Source organism: Acetobacter nitrogenifigens DSM 23921 = NBRC 105050 (assembly GCF_000429165.1).
In the GTDB taxonomy this organism is placed as follows: domain Bacteria; phylum Pseudomonadota; class Alphaproteobacteria; order Acetobacterales; family Acetobacteraceae; genus Acetobacter; species Acetobacter nitrogenifigens.
This window is the reverse complement of the sequence record NZ_AUBI01000004.1, coordinates 44871-65091: the sequence shown is the minus strand read 5'-3', so window position 1 is coordinate 65091 and position 20221 is coordinate 44871. Positions and strand designations below refer to the sequence as shown.

Here is a 20221-nt window from a genome sequence, read left to right as displayed (position 1 = left end):
TAATGACCCTGCGTCTCAAGGTTAACATCGCATTCGCCGCCGTTGCGGCGGCAGGACTGGTTCTCTTGTGGTTCGTCCTCGGGTACAGCCTGAGCGGAGACCGCATCACGGAGGCCACGCGTGAAGCGCGTATATTGACGGCGCAGGCTGACGCGATCGCCCAATATACGGATAAGGAAGTCGCGCCGCTTCTGAGTGGCGCGGATCGGGGCGGGGCGCTCTTTCTTCCGCCAGCGGCGTCGTTTTACGCTGTTGAGGCGAACGCAAAACTCCTTGAAAAACTGGCGCCCGGCGTGCGTCTCCGCCGGGTCGTGCTTGACCCGACCAACGCGGACGACACCCCTGACGAGTGGGAGCGTGATGCGATCTCCGAATTGCGCGGCCCGCGTGACGGCCAGCAATTCACAGAGGTCACTCCGGACGGAAGCATTGCTCTCGTTACGCCTTTGAGGATGCGTCCAGGCGTATGTGCGACGTGTTATTCCTCCCTGGACGCCGCTCCGGCTGGCGTGCGCGATGCTTTTGGCGGGGCCAGGGGGTTCAATCGGCAGACCGGCGAAATCGTCGGCGCCACGATCGCCACCGTGTCGCTCCCGCCAACGTCATCTGCTTTCTATTGGACTTTCGGCGCTGTCGCCTGCATCATTCTCGCTCTGTGGGCCGCCGCGAACGTCGTTTTGGAGGTGCTTGTGCTCCGCCCGATCGCGCGGGTTTCGGCCATTGCTGAAAGCGTCTCTCTCGGTCGCGCGGGCGTCGTGGAATTTGATGTTCCGAAGACGGGCGAGTTGAGCATTCTGACTGCGTCGTTCAATCGTTTACGGCGCAGCATGGAGAGCGCCATGGCTCTGCTCGAATCATGACTGCCGCCGCGACGACGACGCACATGCCGGAACGCATCGGGCGTTTCCGGCTACAGTCCATGCTGGGTCGCGGCGCCATGGGCGTCGTCTACAAGGGGCATGACGAAGAAATCGACCGTCCGGTCGCGATCAAGCTGATACGCGCCGATCTCCTCGACAGCGCAGAACGTGAAAGCTATTTCAAGCGCTTTCGTAATGAAGCGAAGATCGCCGGGCGATGCGTTCACGCGAACATCGTCGGCCTCTACGACTTCTCGCTTCACGAGAACAATCCTTATCTCGTCATGGAGTATGTCAACGGGGTTGGTCTGCAGCAGGCCATTCCCCGCGGTTCGCAACGCCCTGTCGAAGAGGTGATGCCGATAGCGCTGCAGGTGCTCGACGCGCTGCAATATGCGCATGAGCGCGGCATTGTTCATCGCGATATCAAGCCTGCGAACATTCTGCTGACGCCGCAATCGAAGCTGAAAATCACCGATTTCGGAATTTCCCGCCTGACCAGCGCGGAGATGACGCTGACGCCGTTGTTGATCGGCACGCCGAGCTACATGTCGCCGGAGCAGTGCATGGGCTCCGCGCTTGACGGGCGTTCGGATCTTTTTTCCCTGGGGTGCGTCGTCTACGAACTGCTCGCCGGGCAGAGGCCATTCACGGGCTCGAATTACACCGACACGATCCTGAGCATCATCAACAAGCCGCACGTGCCGTTGTCCACCCTGCGGGACGATTTGCCGCAAGGCTTGAGCGAGGCGATTGACCGTGCGTTAGCCAAGCGGCCGGAAGACCGCTTTGCGGACGCCGACGCTTTCTCGCAGGCTCTGCATGATGCGAGCAACATTCGGTCTCCAAGCCCGCCGCCCCTGGCCCAGACGCTGAAAAGCGTCGTTGCCGGGCATACGTCCGGTCTGGGGCATGACTCGGACGAAACAATCGTCGCGCCACCTCTTGACCCGACGTTGGGAACCTCTGGAGGAGCCTCTGGCGCGTATGCGTCCGGCGGTTATAGGCCGGTCGCCAGCGCGCCAGAGGAATACCAGCATTACACGCATCACGAGGCAGTCCAGCCTGGCGAAACGCCGAGCTACGATGCGGCTCAGGAATCCGGGCCGCCTGAGACAATGTTCGAGAGCGAGGAGGGCGTATCCGACTGGTCTGCGTGGGGGCTGATGCAGAGGCCTCGGCGCATGCGCCGGAGGCGCACACGTCCGGGGCGCAGGATCAGGCCATCCATGCGACCGACGGTATTGTGGATTACGCCTATGAGACGGTTGCTGAGACGCCCGTCGTTGCTGCGCCTGTCGTCGAGCAGGTCTCCGAGTCACCGGCGCCAGTGGAGAGCTTAGATGAGGCCGGGTGGCAACGGTGCTGCGAGTGGACTGCCCGCTGTTTGACCTACGTGCTCGGCCCCATCGGTCCCACCGTCGTCGCGCGCATGGCTGCACGAAGCAACTCGCCGTTGACGCTGGTCAGCGAGTGCGCCGGGTTTATCCGTCATCAAAATGAACGAGACGAGTTTCTACGTCTGATCGGGAAAGGACCGGCCGATGTGCGTCGGACGATCGGACAAGCGCCGACCGGCGGTCGGAGGGTGGCGTCATGACGATGCTTGTCCTGTCCATGACCAGCGCTCCTAAAGGGGTGCAACTTGAAACCCGCTGTGTTTCCAGCGGATATTTCTCTATCGGTCGCGACGCGACGAACGATTGGGTGTTGGCTGACCCTCATCGTCAGCTTTCCCGGCGGCATTGCCTGTTCCAGCAGGACGAGGACGGCTGGTCGCTGTCGGATATGAGCCGCAACGGTGTCTCGTTCGATCAGGGGGGCGGTTCCTCCCCCGTCGGCGCTGCGCCGCGCAGGTTGGGTCGTGGGGATCGAATCAAGGCTGGCGGCTATGAGCTGGTCGTCGATCTGCAGGAAGACGAAAGCTCCTTCAGAATCATGCCGTTGCCCGGTTTCGTCGCCGACGCCATCAAGGGGTTGCGGGCGAGCGCTACGGCCACTGCCGCCGCCATGCCGCCGCCGCGCGCGGCCAGGCGCGCCGCTGGCAAGGACGTGCAGGACGACACGGTGGAATTGCCGCGCATCATGGCTTCCCCGAGGCGGGCTCCTGCGCCCGAAGCCCCTGCGACGCCGGATGCGTTGCTGGAGATACTTGGTCTCGACGGAACGAACGTCACCGACGTGCGGCGCTCGGTGATCCTTTACAGATTGAGCGCGTCGATGGAGGCGTTCGTCAGAGGATTGCGTCGCCTGACCCGGTCCAGCCTTGATGGAATCGAGACGGACCGCCGCCGCCGGGCGTTGTCGACATGGCGGAAATCGCCGCTGGCTGAAGACGCCGACGACGGGCAGGTCCTTCGCTGGATCGCGGGTTTGCGGAATGGTCGGGCCGAGGCGCCCGAACTGGCCATAGCGGATGCGTTTGACGAGATGCAACGCCATCTTGTGTGCGTTGACCGGGCCTATCGTCGCTGCGCGCGCGGCGTGATCGAGGTGCTCGATCCTGATTACCTGCCTGGTCAGGACACGGCTCAGGCCGCCGATATGCTTACGCCGTGGAGACGCCTGAGGGCCACGGCATTGTTGCGCAAGCGTCACCGGCGACTGCGTGTGAATTTCGACGCGCTGTTCGACGCGGAGTTCACGCGCGCCTATCAGGAAGAGTGGGAGAGGATGACACCGCGGTGAGAAGGCGCGACCAGAGCCGTTTATGCGGCGCCCGGGGGCTGCGCCCATGAACCCTATTGCGGAGTACAGCTACCACGCGACCGATCCGGGCGCGTTCAGGAGCGAAAATCAGGACGCGTTGATCAGTCGGCCTTCGCTTGGGGTTTACGCAGTCGCGGACGGCGCAGGCGGGCATCGGGACGGACGGTGGGCCGCCAACACCGTTATCGACGCGATCGCAGCCATTCCGGAAGGATTGCCGCCGTCGCAGCGTCTTTCTGCAATTCGTCAGAGCATCGCGCATGCGCATGACACGTTGCGTCAAGCAGCCGACGAATGCGACGATCCTCGGGGCGCGGCGGCGACGACAGTCGCTGTGCTGTTGCTGGAAGGTGATTATTTCGTGGTGCTGTGGGTAGGCGATTCACGTGTCTATCTTCTGCGCGACGGTGAGCTGATCCAGCTGACGCATGATCATACGCTGGTCCAGCAAATGGTGGACTCTGGCGCCATCATGTCGCGGGAAGGGCGCAATCACCCGCACGCCAACGTCATTACCCGCGCAGTCGGCAGTTCCGATCCGGAGCTTGCGATCGACAAGCGTACGGGCACGGTTCTTCCCGGTGACCGCTTCCTGTTGTGCAGCGATGGTCTTTTGAAAACCATGGACGACGACGAGATATGTCACGCGCTCGGGCAGGGCGGAGACGTGGCTGCAGCGATGGTGGCGACCGCCCTGCGCAGGCGTGCGCGCGATAATGTTTCGGCTGTAGTGGTGGTGCGTCCGTGATCGCCGCGCCGCAGCTTACCGAAGGGGCGGATATCAGCTCCGACAACGGGACGACTGCGGCGACCGTGATCCTGATCGACGACGACCACGAATTTCGCAAGGCTATTGGCGACTATCTGGAATCGAACGGCGTCAATATCGTCGCGATGGCGGGTGTCGCCGATATCGCCGCTCGGGAACTCGATCTTTCCCAGTGCGTGATCGTCCTTGATATGCAGCTTGGCGATGCGGATGGTCTCGACGTGATGCGCAGGTTTCGCGACGTCACCGATGCGCCGATCATTCTTATGACGGGGCATCGCAAGGCTGAGATCGACAGGGTCGTCGGGTTGGAACTGGGCGCCGACGATTATCTGATCAAGCCCTTTAGCCCGCGTGAGTTGCTGGCCCGCATTCGGGTCGTCGGACGTCGGCATGACACATTGCGGATGGCGCGTGACGAGCATGCCGTGCGCGGCGCAGATAAACGCGTGGAGCCTGAGCCGCCGCGCGTCTATCGTTTCGGCGGGTGGAAACTGGATCGACGCGGTCGGCAGATGACGGATCCGTCTGGGAACGTGGTCAGCCTGACAAAGGGAGATTTCAATCTTCTTGTCGCGTTCCTCGATGCGGCTGGAAAGACGTTGTCTCGCGAATATCTCCTGAACGCGACGCGGGTGCACGAAGACGTTTTCGACAGGAGCATCGACGTGCAGATTCTTCGGTTGCGTCGGCGGTTCGACAACGGCGGCGGCGCTGCCGGGCAGGACGGGCGCAGCATCATCCGCACGGAGCGTGGCGCCGGTTATGTTTTTACGGTTCCGGTCGAGGCCGATTAGACTGTTTCCACACGCCGTCTGATCGTCGCCACTGGCCTGTGACGTTGTGTCGCGGGTGAAATTATTCGTTCCCGCCGATCCATTTCGTAAAAAAAAAGCCCTGGAGTCGACGAATCGCGGCGACCATCGTGTGGTCTTCCCCCAAAGCGCCGCAAGCTGTGCGGATAGGGGCGATTTTTTTATCGTGGGGTCGCGCACGAAAGACTTTCAGGCTGTGGTAATTCCCGTGCGCCGCGACGCTTTTCGGAGTATCGTTTTGGAACCGTTCTCATATGGCCAAGCGATTCGACGCGTCCGGGCCAAACCGGGCGGCGAGGAGCGTCCTGTCGTGATTCTCTGGAAAATTTATATGCAGACCATTGTTTCGAAAATCGCGACCGGAGTGACGGCGATGACGATGATGACCGCCGTAGCATGCGCCCAGGCCGCTCCCGTTTTTCAAATACAGCCCGTAAAACCACTTGCGACGCTGCTTCCCGAGGCGCTGAGAGCCACGCCGCCTGCGCCGCGCGGCGACGAGCGGCAGCCGGACCTCGTGGAATTGACGACACTCGATCCGGATTTTCACCTCGATATTCGCTACGCGACGTCGCGCAATATTCTGGGCGAACCGCTTTATTCGCAGGCGCGGGCTTTTCTCGAACGTCCGGCGGCGGAAGCGCTCGTTCGCGTGCTGAAAGCTCTCAGGACGCAAGGGTACGGCCTGTTGATATTCGATGGCTATAGACCGTGGTATGTCACAAAGTTGTTCTGGGACGCTACTCCTCCGGACAAGCACATGTTCGTCGCAGATCCGGCGCAAGGGTCCGTGCATAATCGCGGCTGCGCCGTCGATCTTTCGCTCTATGATCTGAAAACCGGTCAGCCCGTTGAAATGCCTAGCGGGTATGACGAAATGACGCGCCGCGCCTACGCTGATTACGCGGGCGGGACGGAGGCGCAAAATGCTGCGCGGGCGCTGTTGCGTGACGCTATGGCGCGAGAGGGCTTCACGCAGCTTCCCGAGGAATGGTGGCATTTCGATTACCGCGACTGGCGGCTCTATCCGGTGCAGAATATCCGTTTCGAGGATATTCCTGCCAAATAAATGATTTTTCGTCGTTTAAGACGATGACGGCGTCTCGTATGTCATCGTCTCCGCGTCCGAACCATCTTCGTAATAGTGGCGTCGTAGACCTGTCGAGACGAAGCCCGCATCGAGATAAAGACGCTTGGCTGCGTCGTTGAGAACGGAGACTTCAAGGAAAATTCTGGCGACGCCATTGTTTTGCGCATGCTCTTGCAGCGCCTGAACAAGCGCGCGCGCAATGCCGCGTCGACGGGAGGGACGAGCAACGGCGATCGTGAGAATTTCGGCTTCGTCGACGATACAGCGCGCCACGAGGAGGCCTGCAGGTTCTCCGCCAACTGACGCCAGAAGGCAGAGCGCGCCGCGCAGGCTGAGAAGCGTGGTGAAATCCGACGTCGACCAGTGTTCTCGCCCGCTGAAGCCATCCGCATGCAGCGTCGACAGGATTTCGGCGAATGGAGGCCCGACCTCCTGGACGATTGGGGGTTGGTTGGCCGGAGTCGTCAAACCGGCATGGACCTCAGGCCGCCTGCGGGTTTGCTGGCTTCAGGCTGGTCGACGTAGAGCGGCAGCGGCGCGCGGAACGGCGACGAATTCTGGAACTGTGCGACCGCGGCGCGTGCGATCTGCACACAATCCGCGCCGGTTTGCGCTGCGAGCGACTGGGCATTGGCGTCGAATGCGCCGATTGCGTCCTCCGCAGCGTCTCCTGCCAGCAGCCACCGGCCTTCCGGGGGCGCCCACCCGGAGTTCTCAACGGCGCGGGCTTCACGGATCTGGCCGTTGGCCGCGCACTGCTCGACGAACCACCTGCCGCTTCGTGCACCATAGAGCGCGATCCAGCCATCGAGACGTTCGGCGGTTACAGCGGCGGTCAGTGTCTCAGCCAGAGCCTCGCCTCTTGTGACGCCGATTACAGGGGCGCCGACGCCCAGGCCCAGACCCGACGCTAATGCGCAGGACGTCCTCAAGCCCGTGAAGGAGCCGGGACCGACGCACACGGCGATCAGGTCTGGAGCGTGCGGCTCCACTGCGCGGAGACACGTCCGCAGCATGTCGGCCATCGCGGCGATTCCGTCGTGACCGGGGCGGGACTCTTCATGGAGAAGCGTCGCCCCACGGTTATCGACGATCCGCACTGCGGCAACGCGCGCTCCCACCAGCGCCCCTGCCGGAGAGGCGTCGAGAACAATGACGGTTAGAGCGGCGGGGGCGGTCACAGCAGGCGACAGGCCTCGTCGAACTGCAGGCGCGCCGCGCGGGGCGTGTCCAGCGGTTCGCCGTGACCAAGGCAGACGAGGAAATTGGCGCGCCACCCTTCGCCAGCCAGGAACGTATCTTCGACCAGCGCCCCGTCGAAGCCCGACATGGGCAGTGCGTCGAGGCCGAGCGCGCGCGCAGCGAGGATGAGGTAGGCGCCCTGCAGCGATCCGTTGCGGAAGGCTGTTTCTTCAGAGAGACCGACATCCGCCGCGAACCAGCTCCGCAGATCCGGCTCCGGGTTCAGGCGGGAGAGCTGATCGAAGAACAGCGGGTCGTGCGCGACGATGACGACCACCGGCGCCGCGAGGGCTTTCTCGACATTGCCTTCGGAAAGTGCGGGACGCAGGCGCTCTTTCGCGTCCTGCGTCGTGAGGAAGACGAAGCGCCCCGGCGAGCAGTTGCCCGAGGTCGGGGCTATCTTCAGCAGGTCGTAAAGCACCCGCAGCGTCTCTTCGCTGACGGGCTCTCCGGTCCAGCGCGCAGGCGTTCTGGCGTCCCGGAAGAGGAGATCGAGAGCGCTGTCATCCACTGGCATAAGGCTGTCCCTGGCGATCGGGGCCGCGCCGGATGAGGCGGCCTGCGGAACGCTCAATACCCCCGCAGGAAAGCGCTTTCCAGAGGGCGCTTTCCAATGCGGGGCGGAATGAGGTCAGCCCATGACCTGTTCGACGGAGACGATTTCCGGGACGTAATGGCGCAGCATGTTCTCTACGCCGTGCTTCAGGGTGGCGCCGGAGGACGGGCACCCCGAGCAGGCGCCCTGCATGCTGAGCCGCACGACGCCATCGCGATACCCGCGGAACACGATGTCGCCGCCGTCGCTGGCGACGGCTGGCCGGACGCGCGTGTCGAGCAGTTCCTTGATCTGCTGCACGATCTCTTCGTCGCCCGGCGCGATCGGGTCTTCAATGGTCGCGGCGTCGTTTTCGACGGCCGGGCGGCCGGACACGAAATGATCGACCAGCGCGGTCAGGACCAGCGGCTTCAGTGTGCTCCAGTCTTCATCGTCGCTCTTCGTGACCGATACGAAGTCCGAGCCCATGAACACACGGGAGACGCCGGGAAGCGCAAACAGGGCTTCGGCGAGGGGCGAGCGGCCCGAAACAGCATCAGCGTCAATGAAATCGACGGTTCCCGCGTCGCCGGTGACGTCGCGCCCCGGGAGGAACTTCAGGGTGGCGGGATTGGGCGTGCCTTCGGTCTCGATGAACATTGATGGCTCCTGTGTCGACCCGTGCGCCTCGGTCAGAACGGCTGGAACGTCAGGGTCGGTAAAGTCCGGGTCGTCTAATTAAGGACGGAAACAGTCCTGTATGGCTTTCCAGATGTGGCGCCCGGTCGCCGAAGGCAAGGCCCGGCGTCGGAATATCAGCGTCGCGGCGCCGTGATGCGGGTCGTGGACGGGGGCTCAGTGGCCCCGAATGACAAGCCGGGGCGGCGGGATGACAACAGGCGTCGGCTCGACCAGTGTCACGATGATTGGCGGCGGAGGCGGGTAAGATTTGTGTGTCTTCACGACATCGACCGGAATGTCGACGATCGCCATGACGGTCTTGCGCGCCGGTCGGTGGCTGAGCGCCCAGATGCCGACGACGTAGACGACGGCGAGCACCGCCATCACAGCAAGCTTTATCCCCTTGGGCTTGCGCATTTTTGGCAGGTCGGGAGGTGGTTGAAAACGCCGGATGGGTGGCATGGTCTCGCAGACTATGTTTGGCGGCGGCGTGGGCCGTCGGCGCCATGTTCGATTTCCGCAGAGCGCACGGGATGGCTGGCTCGCGATTTTGCAGCCGCCTTGCCCGGTGCGCCTGATCACGCACGCGCGACCGCTTCCATGCGGTTTCTAAGATGAATCGGATTGAGCCGCAAACCGGATGTGGGGGGCGCGGCGGAGGGCTACGCCGATTCGCTATCGCAAGGATTTGCGTTTGACTGCCGACCGGGGCCAAGTATGCGGCGCGCAACCGGTTTCGCGCTCATTGCGCCGGACGGCGAAGTCTAAAATCACAACAATAGAACAGAGCGGATTCATTGAACGGACAAGAGGCGGCGCCACCGCGCGCGGCGAAAATACGCCGGATTGACGGAGCGTCGTCGGCCGGTCACCCCAGAAAAGAGTGCGACTGCTTTTTGGCAGCGCTCGGGCGGCGCGCATGACGGGACTGCTCGATCCCGTGGTGATCCTCGCCTGGCTTGTCGCCCTGACCGCAGGCTCGCTGTGGATGTCGCGCGCGTCGCGGACCGGGGCGGATCTCGTCGAGGCGCATCACGATCTTCCCGCCTGGGCGATCTGCCTGTCGATTGTCGCTACCGAGACCTCGACGCTGACGGTGATCAGCATCCCCGGCATCGCCTATGGGCACGGTTTCGTCTTCGTCGGGCTGGGCGCGGGATACCTGCTCGGCCGTTTCGCTGTCGCGCGCGTGATGCTGCCGCTTTACATGCGCGGAGATCTGGCGAGCGCGTACGATTATCTGGGGTTGCGTTTTGGTCCCGCCATGCAGCGTCTGGCCTCGGTCACGTTTCTTCTCACCCGGCTTCTCGCCGAAGGCGTCCGGCTCTTCGCTGCGACTCTGCCGGTCTGCGCGCTTCTCGCCGCGCGCGGGCTTCCGCTTTCGCCGCTTACGGTGCTGGTCGGTATGACGGCGTTGACGGCAGTGTACACCGCCATCGGCGGATTGCGCGCGGTGGTCTGGTCGGACACGGCGCAGTTCACTCTCTACGCGTTCGGCGCGGCGATATCGGCGTGGCTGTTGTGGCGCGGGCTGGATGCAACGCAGCAGGGGGCGATATGGACGTCGGGTCGGCTCGCGGTTTTCGGTTTTCATGACGCTGTACTGACCAGCCCTTACGCACCGGTCACGGCCATTGTTGGCGGAGCGCTGCTGGCCATGGCCTCGCACGGAGCGGATCAACTTATGGTGCAACGCGCGATGGCGGCGCGGTCGCTGCGCGACGCACAGCGGGCGATGGTCGCCAGTGCGATCGTCGTGACCGTGCTGTTCGCGCTGTTGTCGCTCTGCGGCGTGTTGTTGTGGGCGCGCGAGGGTGGGCGGGCTCTGGCCGACATGGGCTTTCGGTCGCCGGACGAACTGTTTCCGCGCTTCATCGTGCAGGACCTGCCGCCGGGACTGTCGGGTCTGCTGGTCGCGGGCGTCATCAGCGCGACGATGGGGTCGCTGTCGTCGGCGCTCAACGCCATGACAGGCTCCACCCTGTCTGACCTGCTGGGGCGTCGCGACGAAAGTCGGCTTCTTGCGCGCGCCGTGACGGCGTTCTGGGCGGTGGCGCTGATCGCGGCGGCGCTGGCGTTCGCCGGGTCGTCGCATTCGGCGCTGGTGTTCGGATTGCAGATCGCCGGGTATTCTTACGGGGCGTTGCTGGGCGCGTTTCTTCTGGGGCTGGTCGTGCGCGGCGCGCAGGAGCGAGCGGCGATGGCGGCGTTTCTTGCGACGATCGTCGTCATGGCGGTGATCATCGGGTTTGTGCGCCCCGGGGGCGAGACCATAGCGTTCCCGTGGTTGGTTCCGCTCGGCGTTTGTGTCACCTTTCTCGTGGGCGCCCCATTGACGATGTTGAGTCGGCGTGGGCGCGCCTAGGGCGTCGTCCTGTCGGTGGATATCGACTGACTGGTCAGGCCTTTTGCTTGAGAGCCGATGCGAACGGATCAGGTCCGGGTCGCAGGGCTGCGGCCGGGAGGGTGAGCGTCGATGACGATCGTCGATAATGTAAGCCAGAATCGTTTTGAAACGATCATCGAAGGGCATCTGGCTACGCTGATTTATGAGCGTCGCGACGACGCGCTGGTCATCCAGCACACGTTGGTGCCCGACGCGCTTGGCGGTCGGGGCGTGGGCTCCGCTTTGGTGAGCGCCGCCGTGGACGCTGCTCGTGCGGAAAAACGTTCAATCGTTTCACATTGTTCTTTTGCGACGGTGTGGTTGAAGCGTCACGGAATCGAAGCTCGCCCGGGGTGAGGCTGTGCGGTATTTTCTGGTCGGACATTTTCCCTGGAATATAGGGTATTTTTTGAGAACTTCGTCGGGTCTGTAATGGTCATGCCCGGTTGGGCATGGAGAAATCGATCAGATCATGTCTGGTGACGTCATTTGGCCTGAAATTTACGTGTTGTATTTTTCAGGGGCGTCTCAGGTTTAAAGTCTTCGAATTGCCTTCGGACATTTCACAGGATATTCATAAATCTGTCACCAACGGCAATAATCCCGTTGATATGTTGCGCGCGTTTTTAACGAGAAGTGAAAATACGCCCCAATGAACCAGACGGATCGTCGAAACTTCCTGAAACTTCTCGGTTCCGGCGCCATGGCCGGATCCATGCAGGCGAGCATTGGCAAGGCGATGGCTCTGCCAGCCAACAACCGCACGCGTTCTATTGATGACGTCGAGCATGTCATTTTCCTGATGCAGGAAAACAGATCTTTCGATCACTATTTCGGAATGCTCCAGGGCGTACGTGGTTATAACGATCCCCGCGCCGTACGTTTGCCCTCAGGAGACAGCGTCTGGAAGCAGCCCAGCGGCAATTCCGTGGTGATGCCTTTCCATCCGGACGCGCCCGATATGGGCATGCAGTTCCTAGCCGACCTGCCGCATGACTGGACAACGACGCATGAGGCGTGGAACGACGGAAAATGGGACGGCTGGATCGCAGCGAAATCCACGACATGCATGGCCCATATGACGCGTGATGACGTTCCGTTTCACTATGCGCTGGCCGACGCATTTACGATTTGCGACGCGTATCATTGCTCCATCATGGGAGCCACCGATCCTAACCGCTATTACATGTGGTCGGGCTGGGTAGGAAATGACGGCAGCGGCGGTGGCCCAGTCGTCGATAACGCTGAAGCCGGGTACGGCTGGTCCACATATCCGGAACGACTGGAAAAAGCAGGTGTGTCATGGAAAGTGTATCAGGACATTGGCACGGGGCTGACGGCCGCCGGATCCTGGGGGTGGACCAGCAATCCCTATATCGGAAACTACGGCGATTCTTCTCTGCTGTATTTCAACCAGTACCGAAACGCGCCTTCGTCGTCTCCGTTGGCGCTTAAGGCGCGGACCGGCACGAACGTTGCTGAGTCGGGCGGATTTTTTGACTTCCTGCGCGCCGACGTGAAGTCAGGAAATCTCCCCCAAGTTTCATGGGTCGTAGCTCCGGAGGCTTATTCCGAGCACCCGAACTGGCCTGCGAATTACGGCGCATGGTATGTTTCGCAGGTTCTCGACATTCTGACGGAAGATCCTGAGGTCTGGAGCAAAACTGTCCTGTTCGTCATGTTCGACGAAAATGACGGCTTCTTTGACCATATTGTGCCCCCTTCTCCGCCGACCGACGACCGTCATGGAAAGTCCACGGTTTCCATTGAGAACGAATTGTTTCCAGGGAGCGGCAGCTACGCAGCTGGCCCGTATGGATTTGGCCCGCGTGTCCCGATGGTCGTGGTTTCGCCATGGAGCCGGGGAGGGTGGGTCAATTCCGAGGTTTTTGACCACACCTCCTTGATACGTTTCCTCGAAACGCGTTTTGCGCCGCATTACCCGGGTCTGATCGAAAGCAACATCACTCCGTGGCGCCGCGCGGTTTCCGGCGATCTGACATCCGCCTTTGATTTCAGCAATCCGAACGGAAGGCTGGAAGCGCTTCCAGCGACCAGCAGCTACGCGCCGAAGGATTCCAAACGACACAGCAGCTATGTGCCGGCGGTTCCTTCTGAGCAGGCGACGCCTGTTCAGGAAACGGGAATCCGTCGTGCCCGTGCACTGCCGTATAATCTGCACGTCCATATGACGCCGCATCATGAGTCAGGAAAACTCGTCTTGGGTTTTCGTAACTCGGGAGACGCTGGCGCGGTGTTCCATGTGCGGGACGCGACCGCGACGTCGGAAATGCGTTATTACACCGTTGAGGCGCGCAAGCGGTTGAGCGACGTGTGGGACGCTTCCGCGGCGGGCGTTTATGACCTGAGCGTTCATGGCCCGAACGGATTTTTCCGTTCTTGCAAGGGAAATTTTGAATCAACGGGCGGCGCAAGGCTTGGGATGGACACCCGTGTCGATCATGGAGAGCAGACTCTCCACGTCGATCTGATCAATCACGGCTTCAATAGCGTGAGACTGTTGCTCACAGACGCCTACACCGGACAGAAGCTGTCGGGCCACTGGTTGCGCCCGATGGAATCTCACATGTTGCGTCTGGAGACTGTCGCCTGTGGCGGCTGGTATGATCTGACCGTGGAAGTTGAGGGCGACAGCAACTTTCGTATGCAGTTGGCCGGGCACATTGAAAACGGGCGCGACAGCATTACCGACCCTCTGATGGGGGGCGTGGCTGACGATCTGCCTGAGCCGGGTCATCCTCACGGCCACCATCATAATTCAGATTATCCAGCCTGACTTTTTGCGCACCGCGAGCCTACGGCAATAGGCCGTAGGCTCGCGGTCGTCGTCTTATTGCCGCGTGCGCCCGCGGCAGGACACGCCGCGATGCGGTTTTTATCATTGTGTCTCAGGACGCGGCGCAGCGTGGTCGGTGCGCGCCCAAAGCACCGGTGTCGCTTTAAGATCCAGTTCATGCCACCGCGTCAGCGTCGTGAGCGCCGCTCCTCCGATAAAGCTTTGAGGGCGGGCGTCGCGGGCGGTGGTCGTGTCTTCTCCCTTTTTTTCGGCCATGGCGCGACGCGTTTCAAGGCGTATGACACGTGCGGATATGGTGGACTCCGTATCTGCCTGCTGCGCGACGACGGTTTCGGAAGGAAGCCCCGTGCGTGCAGAGCGGGGCAGCCAATGTCCGGCTCCGGCCATGCAGGCCCCAAGAAGTGTAATGGCCGTGACGATTGGTCCCAGCACTGCATGATGGGGGAACAGGGGGCGCAGAATGTCCCGCGCGCGCGTCCGTTCGCCATTCTGCGCGGCGGAGGTCGCCGCGAGGAAGCGCGCTTCGGTTTGCGTCACGCCTTCCGCCGCGGGCAATCCGATATCGCCGAGGCGCATGTTACGTCGGGCAAGACGAGAGGCGGCGCGGCGGAAAGCTGCGGATACGGCTTCGAAGTCCTGACGGAAACAGGGCATCGCCAGCGTTGTGCGGTGTCGGAGAGATGGCTGGAGCGGCCTGTTAAGTCGGCGCACAGTCCATATCGTCAGGCGCTCGCTGGTGGAGAGGTCGTTCAGGGCGAGGGAGCAGGTCATGGTCGCATTCATGGGCAAATCCGACGCCGCCGCGCCGGCCTCCAATGTGATGTCCCTATTCTAATTGCGATCCAGTCGCATTTGCAACATCTATCTGCGAATGAAATGCAAATGGAATTGCCGCCGCTGACGGGCGCCAGCCGGAGCGGGCACGCGCTGCCCATAGCCGCCCATCATTCGCGCAGGCCAGAACAAACAAAAAACGCGGACCGAAGCCCGCGTTTTTCTGAAAGATCGAAAGAACGGCGTTAGCCGCGCCCGATTTTCCCGAGAACGAACTCAGTCAGTTCGCGCGCGTGCGTTTCGGCTGACCCTGCGTCGGCGGCGATGCGCAATTCCGGCTTTTCCGGCGCCTCGTATGGCGCGCTGACGCCAGTAAAGTTCGCGATCTTGCCTTCGCGCGCCGCTGCGTAGAGCCCTTTGGAGTCCCGGCCTTCGCAAACGCTCAGGCTGGTGTCGACGAACACCTCGTCAAAGCTGTCGCCAATGATGCGGCGCGCAAGGGCGCGGTCTGCGGCCAGAGGAGAGATAAGCGCGACGACGACGACCTGTCCGGTCTCGGCGAGGATACGCGCCACTTCGGCTGCGCGGCGGACGTTCTCATGGCGGTCGGCCTCGCTGAAGCCAAGATCGCTGCACAGGCCCATCCGCAATGTGTCGCCGTCCAGAACTGACACGTCGACGCCCTGCGAGAACAGAAGCTGCTCCGCATGACGCGCGATGGTGCTCTTGCCCGCGCCAGACAGGCCGGTGAGCCAGACCACGCGCGCGCCGTGACCCTTGACGCGTCGACGCTGCGCCGCGTCGACGGCGCCGCCGGACGGGTGGATCGCGTTGTGCTCGCCGCTGACCTCAGCGGGTCCCAGAAGAGGCGCGCCGCCGACGATGCGCTGGTTGCGATCGACGAGCACGCCGCGACCGTCGGCCGTGCCCGGCGTGAACGGATCGAACTGGATCGCCTCGGCGGCGGCCAGAGTGATTTCGGCGAATCCTTCCGGTGGGACTTCGCTTGCGGCCTGTTCGGTCAGATCGTCGAGACGCACGACCGAATCAATTGACGCCACAGTCACCTGATGTTCGGCGGTGGCAAGGCGCAGGCGGAAGCTTTCGCCCACACGCAGCGGCTCCTGACGCAGCCAGAACAGGCGTGCGCGGATGCGCGCCGTCTTCAGGGGCTTCGAGGAAGGGGGGAACAGCAGGTCGCCGCGATCGGGAATGACGTCCGGTTCAAGCGTGATGGCGACGGATTCGCCCGCCAGCGCGAAATCGCGCTGCGGAGCCTGCCAACGTTCGATGGATGCGACGCGCGCGACGCTGCCTTGGGCGCCGATCGTCAGGGAGTCGCCGACGCGGATTTCGCCGCGCTCGATACGACCCGCCACGTAGCGCTTGTCGTCAAAGCGGTAGACGTCCTGCACCGGCAGGCGCAGGGGCAGCCCGGCGCGGGAGTCGGCGCCGGGGACGGCGGCCAGCGCCTCGGTCAGGATCGGCCCCGTGTACCAGGGGGACCGGTCGGAACGGCTGGCGATGTTGTCGCCGTCGCGCGCCGAGGCAGGGACGAAGAGAGCAGGCTCTAGCCCGAGCTGACCGAGCAGATCGGTGACCGAGCGGCGGACGGCGGCCACGCGCTGTTCGTCGAAGTCCAGCAGGTCGACCTTGTTCAGCAGCACGATGATGTGGCGGATGCCGATCAGGCGCAGCAGCATCGCGTGGCGGCGGGTCTGTTCCTGCGCGCCCTCGTTGGCGTCTACGACCAGCACGGCGGCGTCCGCGTCGGCGGCCCCGGTGATCATGTTGCGCAGGAACTGCCTGTGGCCGGGGGCGTCGACGATGACGAACTGCCGGTCGCCCAGACGGAAGGGCAGGCGGGTGGAATCGACCGTCACGCCCTGATCGCGTTCGATCTGCAGGCTGTCGAGCAGGAAGCTCCACTCGATGGCCAGACCGCGCTTCTTCGAGGACTCGATGATCTGCGCGACCTTGCCGTCTTCAAGGTTATCGGTGTCGTAGAGCAGGCGCCCGATGAGGGTGGACTTGCCGTGATCGACATGGCCGACGATGACGATCGGCGTTGCAGCTTCGAGGGCGACGTCGCGATCGATCGGGTCGATGACGGTCGTGGCGGTCAGTGTCTCGCTCATGTTTATTCTCCGCCGCTCACAGATAGCCCGCGACGCGCAGTCGCTCGAACGCGTCTTCCGACTCATGATCCATGGCGCGTCCTGCGCGCTCGGAGGTACGGGTCGTCTCAAGCTCGGCGATGACTTCGGCGAGCGTCGAGGCGTTGCTCTCGATGGGGTTGGTGATGTCCTTGTCGCCCAGCGAGCGATAACGTTTGCCGTTCTTGGCGAAATAGAGGTCCACGAGCGGAATGCCTTCACGCTCGATGTAGCGCCAGATGTCGATTTCACGCCACGCGAGCAGCGGGTGGACGCGGATATGCATGCCCTCTTCGTGCGGCGTGGCGTACTGGTCCCAGAACTCCGGCGGCTGGTTGCGGATGTCCCATTTATGCGAGGCGCCGCGTGGGCTGAACACGCGCTCCTTGGCGCGGGTGCCCTGTTCGTCGCGACGGATGCCCGCGATGACGCCTTGCAGCTTGTGCGTCTCGATCATGTTGGCGAGGCCAGCCGTCTTGCGCGCCGCAGAACGGGCGGCGGGCGGCAGGGTCGGGTCCATTTCCTCGACCGGCGGGCAGTAGCCGAGCAGGAGGTCCAGATTCCACTTCTTCGTGTATTCGTCGCGGAACTGGTACATCTCCGGAAATTTCTTTTCCGTATCGACGTGCATCACCGGGAATGGCACGCGACCGAGGAAAGCCTTGCGCGCCAGCCAGACCATGACGTTCGAGTCCTTGCCCAGCGACCAGAGCATCGCCAGCGGCTTCAGCTTCCGGTACGCCTCGCGCAGAATGAAGACGCTCTGGGCTTCCAGTTGGTCGAGGTGATCCATGATCGGGGTAACCTTCTCTTATAAAGCCGGGCGATGAATGCCGCATTCGGTCTTGTTGAGCCCTGCCCAACGTCCGGCGCGCGGGTCTTCGTCCTCGCCCACCGCTCGCGTGCAGGGCGCGCAACCGATGGAGGGGTAGCCGTGGAGGCTCAGCGGATGGCGAGGCAGCGAACGCCGATCGATCTCTTCGTCGAGGTCGGCGGCGGACCAGGTCGCCAGCGGGTTGATCTTGATACGGCCTTCGCCGTTCGGCTCGACGATTTCCATGCGTTGCCGCGTGCTCGCCTGCGACCGTTTGCGTCCGGTGATCAGTGCGTGAAATGGCAGTGTGGCCAGATCGAGAGGCTCGACCTTGCGTAACTGGCAGCACGCGTCCGGATCGAACGCCCAGAGTTGTCCCTCCGGGTCGCGGTTTTTCAACGCATCAGGGGCGGGGCGGATGTCGCGCACGTCGGTCAGGCCCAACTGCTTCGCCAGAGCCTGACGATACTCCAGAGTTTCCGGGAAATGCTGTCCCGTCTCCAGAAACAGGATCGGCGTCGCCGGCGCGATGTCAGCGACCAGAGACAGCAGCGCCGCCGACTCCGCCCCGAAGGACGAGAGCACGGCGACATCGCCGGGAAACGTTTCCAGCGCGCTGCGCAGAACCGCTCTGGCGTCGTCGCCGGCCCGTTTGATGGTCGAGATCTTGTCGGAAGTCAGGGACATTATCGCGTTGAGCTCGTGTTGCACGAATTGCAGTCGTAATTTGTGGTTTCCATTTAGTGAGGGGAGCGCGCGATATCAAGTGATAAACCCCGGTCACGCTTGAGGGGAGAAATCACTATAAAAAATAGTGCAACTTATCGCTGGTGATTGCTCGCGCGCTATGCCGCCAAGGTGGCGAGCTGCCTGCGAGTACACGCGGCCTGTTACCTTTCGCTACATGTTCGCCGTATTCGCTACAGGCAATGCAGCTATTGGTTGGGCGTGATGCTGCGCCAATGAGCGTAGCGAGGTGGTGGTGAACGCTTGAGGAGACGGCATGAAAACCATTGTTCTGACGCTTCTTACGCTTTCGGCTCTAGCTGTCGCGGGTCTGGATGCGCGTGCGCAACTGACGAGCTGGCGTCCGTGGGACGAAACCCGAGCGCCTGTAATGGAGCGGACGCTTCCGGCTGAACGCCCGGCTCTCACGCCGCATCCAGCAGCGCTACGGCCTGCGACAAAGGCGATTGGCGTGTCATTTTCGCCTTACGCGTCTGTGACGGCGACGCCTTCAAGGCTGTTGCAGGTTCATCGCTGACGCAGCACGGCTGCGTCCTCATGTAATATGGGCGTCGCGCGTTTCCTGCAGGGTCGCCGCGCAAACTGCGGCTCCGACAGCAAGAATGACCCCGAGTCCGCCGATCACCCACTGCATGCCATAACCCGTCACAAGCTTCGGGAAGATGAACGTCGCGACCGTGGCCAGCGCGCGGCTGACGGCGACCGTCACTCCTATGCCCAAAGCGCGTAATGCGGTGGGAAAGCATTCCGGGGGATAGGCGTAGGTAAGGCTGTCCGCCGAGGCCAGCACCGCGCCGAACAGGGCGAGCAGGATCAGCGTAATCTGCGGCGACGCAGCGAAGGCGATCACGCCGAACAGCAGCGCCGCCTGAATACAGAGGCTGCCAATGGCGAGCGTTCTGCGCCCCATGACGTCGATCAGTTTCAGGCCGAACAGTGCGCCCGCCATGATCAGGGCGTCGTAAAGAATCCCTGCCGTAAACGGGTTTCGCACGCCCACACCGGCCAGCACGCCGGGCAGGAACGTGTTCAGCAAGAGATAAGGAACGTTGTGCAACGAATAGAACGCAACGACGCCAAAAGTGACGCGGTGTTGTGGCGGCCTGATGAGGGCTTTCCAGCCGGACGAACGCAGGGTTGGGGACGATGAGGCGACGCTTGGCGTCCAGTGCGCCCCGAAGCAACGTTTGCCAACAGCCAGCGCCGCTTCAAATCGTCCGTGATGGGCCAGCCAAGGAGCCGTCTCAGGGAGATTTTTACGAAAGGCGATGGCGACGAGCACGGGGATGCTGGCGCTTGCGAATATCAATCGCCACTCGTCGGCGCCAAAGATATCCCGCAGCGCGGAGCCTGCGACGAACGCGGCGGTGTATCCAGCGATCCACGAGACGCTGAGCCAACTCATCAACGCGCCACGACGCTCGTTCGCGACGCATTCCGAAACATAGACCTTGCCTGCGACGTAATCGACGCCGAGCAGCAACCCGGTCAGAAAACGCAGGATGATGAGATCCGCTGCGCCGTGCACGAATGCATGTCCGATGGCGAAAAGAAGGAACAGCCACATGTCCCATACGAAAGGAAGACGCCGACCATAGCGGTCTATGACAGGTCCTCCGAACAGACTGCCAAGCAGAAGCCCGAGAAACGGCGCAGCGGCGACGGCGCCAGCGCCGGTCGGTCCCAACCCGAGCGTCGCGATGGCGCCCGGCAACGCCGGGCTGATCGAGCCGAGCATATAGCCGTCCGTGAAAAGACCGCTTGCGCCGGCGAACAGGACGCGGCGTTGAAACTCCGTGGCGGCGGTAGGCGAAATCGTCATGGA

The 20221-nt window shown here is 62.6% G+C and carries 21 protein-coding genes; 11 read left to right on the top strand and 10 right to left on the bottom strand.

Annotated elements, in window-relative coordinates; all coding sequences use genetic code 11:
- Nucleotides 1-2 precede the first annotated feature (2 nt).
- From G442_RS0107110 to G442_RS0107080, 7 genes are all read left to right on the top strand, one after another.
- Nucleotides 3-860, top strand: a complete 858-nt coding sequence (locus G442_RS0107110) for a c-type heme family protein (protein ID WP_026397433.1) — start codon at nucleotides 3-5, stop codon at nucleotides 858-860.
- Nucleotides 857-2203 carry a serine/threonine-protein kinase gene (locus tag G442_RS23885; RefSeq protein WP_051292066.1) on the top strand — a complete coding sequence of 449 codons (1347 nt, stop codon included), beginning with the start codon at nucleotides 857-859 and terminating at the stop codon, nucleotides 2201-2203. Before G442_RS0107110 ends, G442_RS23885 begins: the two co-directional genes overlap by 4 nt.
- 44 nt (nucleotides 2204-2247) lie before the next feature.
- Nucleotides 2248-2460, top strand: coding sequence for a hypothetical protein (locus G442_RS0107100; protein WP_026397432.1), 213 nt, complete (start codon nucleotides 2248-2250; stop codon nucleotides 2458-2460).
- Nucleotides 2457-3548, top strand: a complete 1092-nt coding sequence (locus tag G442_RS0107095; protein WP_026397431.1) for an FHA domain-containing protein — start codon at nucleotides 2457-2459, stop codon at nucleotides 3546-3548. Before G442_RS0107100 ends, G442_RS0107095 begins: the two co-directional genes overlap by 4 nt.
- Before the next feature lie 46 nt (nucleotides 3549-3594).
- Nucleotides 3595-4317, top strand: coding sequence for a PP2C family protein-serine/threonine phosphatase (locus tag G442_RS0107090; RefSeq protein WP_026397430.1), 723 nt, complete (start codon nucleotides 3595-3597; stop codon nucleotides 4315-4317).
- Entirely contained in the window at nucleotides 4314-5135 is an 822-nt protein-coding gene (locus G442_RS0107085) for a response regulator (protein ID WP_211229125.1), read from the top strand. The genes G442_RS0107090 and G442_RS0107085 overlap by 4 nt, the downstream gene beginning before the upstream one ends.
- A gap of 349 nt (nucleotides 5136-5484) precedes the next feature.
- Complete coding sequence (locus G442_RS0107080) at nucleotides 5485-6222, top strand: M15 family metallopeptidase (protein ID WP_211229124.1); 738 nt, start codon at nucleotides 5485-5487, stop codon at nucleotides 6220-6222.
- 15 nt (nucleotides 6223-6237) lie between these two features.
- On the opposite strand, the gene G442_RS21280 is transcribed toward G442_RS0107080, so the two are convergent.
- The 5 genes from G442_RS21280 to G442_RS0107055 form a co-directional block, all read right to left on the bottom strand.
- Entirely contained in the window at nucleotides 6238-6711 is a 474-nt protein-coding gene (locus G442_RS21280) for a GNAT family N-acetyltransferase (RefSeq protein WP_035376326.1), read from the bottom strand.
- The gene (gene tsaB, locus G442_RS0107070) at nucleotides 6708-7424 is read right to left on the bottom strand and encodes a tRNA (adenosine(37)-N6)-threonylcarbamoyltransferase complex dimerization subunit type 1 TsaB (protein WP_026397427.1); all 717 of its coding nucleotides are present in this window, start codon (nucleotides 7422-7424) and stop codon (nucleotides 6708-6710) included. Before tsaB ends, G442_RS21280 begins: the two co-directional genes overlap by 4 nt.
- Nucleotides 7421-8002, bottom strand: coding sequence for a malonic semialdehyde reductase (locus tag G442_RS0107065; protein WP_026397426.1), 582 nt, complete (start codon nucleotides 8000-8002; stop codon nucleotides 7421-7423). The genes tsaB and G442_RS0107065 overlap by 4 nt, the downstream gene beginning before the upstream one ends.
- Nucleotides 8003-8116: 114 nt before the next feature.
- A complete protein-coding gene (locus G442_RS0107060) occupies nucleotides 8117-8680 on the bottom strand; it encodes a NifU family protein (protein ID WP_026397425.1) in 564 nt (187 codons plus the stop codon).
- A gap of 195 nt (nucleotides 8681-8875) precedes the next feature.
- Complete coding sequence (locus G442_RS0107055; RefSeq protein ID WP_035376325.1) at nucleotides 8876-9163, bottom strand: hypothetical protein; 288 nt, start codon at nucleotides 9161-9163, stop codon at nucleotides 8876-8878.
- A 457-nt stretch (nucleotides 9164-9620) separates the two neighbouring features.
- Between G442_RS0107055 and G442_RS0107050 the strand changes: the two genes are divergently transcribed.
- From G442_RS0107050 to G442_RS21275, 3 genes are all read left to right on the top strand, one after another.
- Nucleotides 9621-11066 (top strand): sodium:solute symporter, encoded by a 1446-nt coding sequence (locus G442_RS0107050; RefSeq protein ID WP_026397423.1) that lies wholly within the window; start codon nucleotides 9621-9623, stop codon nucleotides 11064-11066.
- A gap of 111 nt (nucleotides 11067-11177) precedes the next feature.
- Nucleotides 11178-11444: a GNAT family N-acetyltransferase gene (locus G442_RS0107045; protein ID WP_026397422.1), complete on the top strand. Its 267-nt coding sequence runs from the start codon at nucleotides 11178-11180 to the stop codon at nucleotides 11442-11444.
- 295 nt (nucleotides 11445-11739) lie between these two features.
- Nucleotides 11740-13884: a phosphocholine-specific phospholipase C gene (locus tag G442_RS21275; RefSeq protein ID WP_051292063.1), complete on the top strand. Its 2145-nt coding sequence runs from the start codon at nucleotides 11740-11742 to the stop codon at nucleotides 13882-13884.
- 102 nt (nucleotides 13885-13986) lie between these two features.
- Here the strand turns inward: G442_RS21275 and G442_RS0107035 are convergent, their stop codons facing one another.
- The 4 genes from G442_RS0107035 to G442_RS0107020 form a co-directional block, all read right to left on the bottom strand.
- Complete coding sequence (locus G442_RS0107035) at nucleotides 13987-14688, bottom strand: hypothetical protein (protein WP_146882427.1); 702 nt, start codon at nucleotides 14686-14688, stop codon at nucleotides 13987-13989.
- A gap of 236 nt (nucleotides 14689-14924) precedes the next feature.
- The gene (cysC, locus tag G442_RS0107030) at nucleotides 14925-16817 is read right to left on the bottom strand and encodes an adenylyl-sulfate kinase (protein ID WP_026397420.1); all 1893 of its coding nucleotides are present in this window, start codon (nucleotides 16815-16817) and stop codon (nucleotides 14925-14927) included.
- Nucleotides 16818-16833: 16 nt separating this feature from the next.
- The gene (cysD, locus tag G442_RS0107025; RefSeq protein ID WP_026397419.1) at nucleotides 16834-17628 is read right to left on the bottom strand and encodes a sulfate adenylyltransferase subunit CysD; all 795 of its coding nucleotides are present in this window, start codon (nucleotides 17626-17628) and stop codon (nucleotides 16834-16836) included.
- A gap of 18 nt (nucleotides 17629-17646) precedes the next feature.
- Nucleotides 17647-18336 carry a phosphoadenylyl-sulfate reductase gene (locus G442_RS0107020; protein WP_026397418.1) on the bottom strand — a complete coding sequence of 230 codons (690 nt, stop codon included), beginning with the start codon at nucleotides 18334-18336 and terminating at the stop codon, nucleotides 17647-17649.
- A 316-nt stretch (nucleotides 18337-18652) separates the two neighbouring features.
- On the opposite strand from G442_RS0107020, the gene G442_RS0107015 reads away from it, so the two are divergent.
- Nucleotides 18653-18913, top strand: coding sequence for a hypothetical protein (locus G442_RS0107015; RefSeq protein ID WP_026397417.1), 261 nt, complete (start codon nucleotides 18653-18655; stop codon nucleotides 18911-18913).
- An 18-nt stretch (nucleotides 18914-18931) separates the two neighbouring features.
- Here G442_RS0107015 and G442_RS21270 read toward each other — a convergent pair whose 3' ends face one another.
- The gene (locus G442_RS21270) at nucleotides 18932-20218 is read right to left on the bottom strand and encodes an MFS transporter (RefSeq protein WP_051292061.1); all 1287 of its coding nucleotides are present in this window, start codon (nucleotides 20216-20218) and stop codon (nucleotides 18932-18934) included.
- Nucleotides 20219-20221 lie beyond the last annotated feature (3 nt).

Excerpts from the sequence above, each read along its gene's own strand:
- G442_RS0107090 (WP_026397430.1), top strand. The coding sequence starts at position 3,595 with ATGAACCCTATTGCGGAGTACAGCTACCACGCGACCGATCCGGGCGCG.
- G442_RS0107020 (WP_026397418.1), bottom strand. The coding sequence starts at position 18,336 with ATGTCCCTGACTTCCGACAAGATCTCGACCATCAAACGGGCCGGCGAC.
- G442_RS0107055 (WP_035376325.1), bottom strand. The coding sequence starts at position 9,163 with ATGCCACCCATCCGGCGTTTTCAACCACCTCCCGACCTGCCAAAAATG.
- G442_RS0107060 (WP_026397425.1), bottom strand. The coding sequence starts at position 8,680 with ATGTTCATCGAGACCGAAGGCACGCCCAATCCCGCCACCCTGAAGTTC.
- G442_RS0107110 (WP_026397433.1), top strand. The coding sequence starts at position 3 with ATGACCCTGCGTCTCAAGGTTAACATCGCATTCGCCGCCGTTGCGGCG.
- G442_RS0107015 (WP_026397417.1), top strand. The coding sequence starts at position 18,653 with ATGAAAACCATTGTTCTGACGCTTCTTACGCTTTCGGCTCTAGCTGTC.
- G442_RS21275 (WP_051292063.1), top strand. The coding sequence starts at position 11,740 with ATGAACCAGACGGATCGTCGAAACTTCCTGAAACTTCTCGGTTCCGGC.
- G442_RS0107050 (WP_026397423.1), top strand. The coding sequence starts at position 9,621 with ATGACGGGACTGCTCGATCCCGTGGTGATCCTCGCCTGGCTTGTCGCC.
- G442_RS21270 (WP_051292061.1), bottom strand. The coding sequence starts at position 20,218 with ATGACGATTTCGCCTACCGCCGCCACGGAGTTTCAACGCCGCGTCCTG.
- G442_RS0107080 (WP_211229124.1), top strand. The coding sequence starts at position 5,485 with ATGCAGACCATTGTTTCGAAAATCGCGACCGGAGTGACGGCGATGACG.
- G442_RS0107095 (WP_026397431.1), top strand. The coding sequence starts at position 2,457 with ATGACGATGCTTGTCCTGTCCATGACCAGCGCTCCTAAAGGGGTGCAA.
- G442_RS0107045 (WP_026397422.1), top strand. The coding sequence starts at position 11,178 with ATGACGATCGTCGATAATGTAAGCCAGAATCGTTTTGAAACGATCATC.
- G442_RS0107035 (WP_146882427.1), bottom strand. The coding sequence starts at position 14,688 with ATGAATGCGACCATGACCTGCTCCCTCGCCCTGAACGACCTCTCCACC.
- cysC (WP_026397420.1), bottom strand. The coding sequence starts at position 16,817 with ATGAGCGAGACACTGACCGCCACGACCGTCATCGACCCGATCGATCGC.
- G442_RS23885 (WP_051292066.1), top strand. The coding sequence starts at position 857 with ATGACTGCCGCCGCGACGACGACGCACATGCCGGAACGCATCGGGCGT.
- G442_RS0107065 (WP_026397426.1), bottom strand. The coding sequence starts at position 8,002 with ATGCCAGTGGATGACAGCGCTCTCGATCTCCTCTTCCGGGACGCCAGA.
- cysD (WP_026397419.1), bottom strand. The coding sequence starts at position 17,628 with ATGGATCACCTCGACCAACTGGAAGCCCAGAGCGTCTTCATTCTGCGC.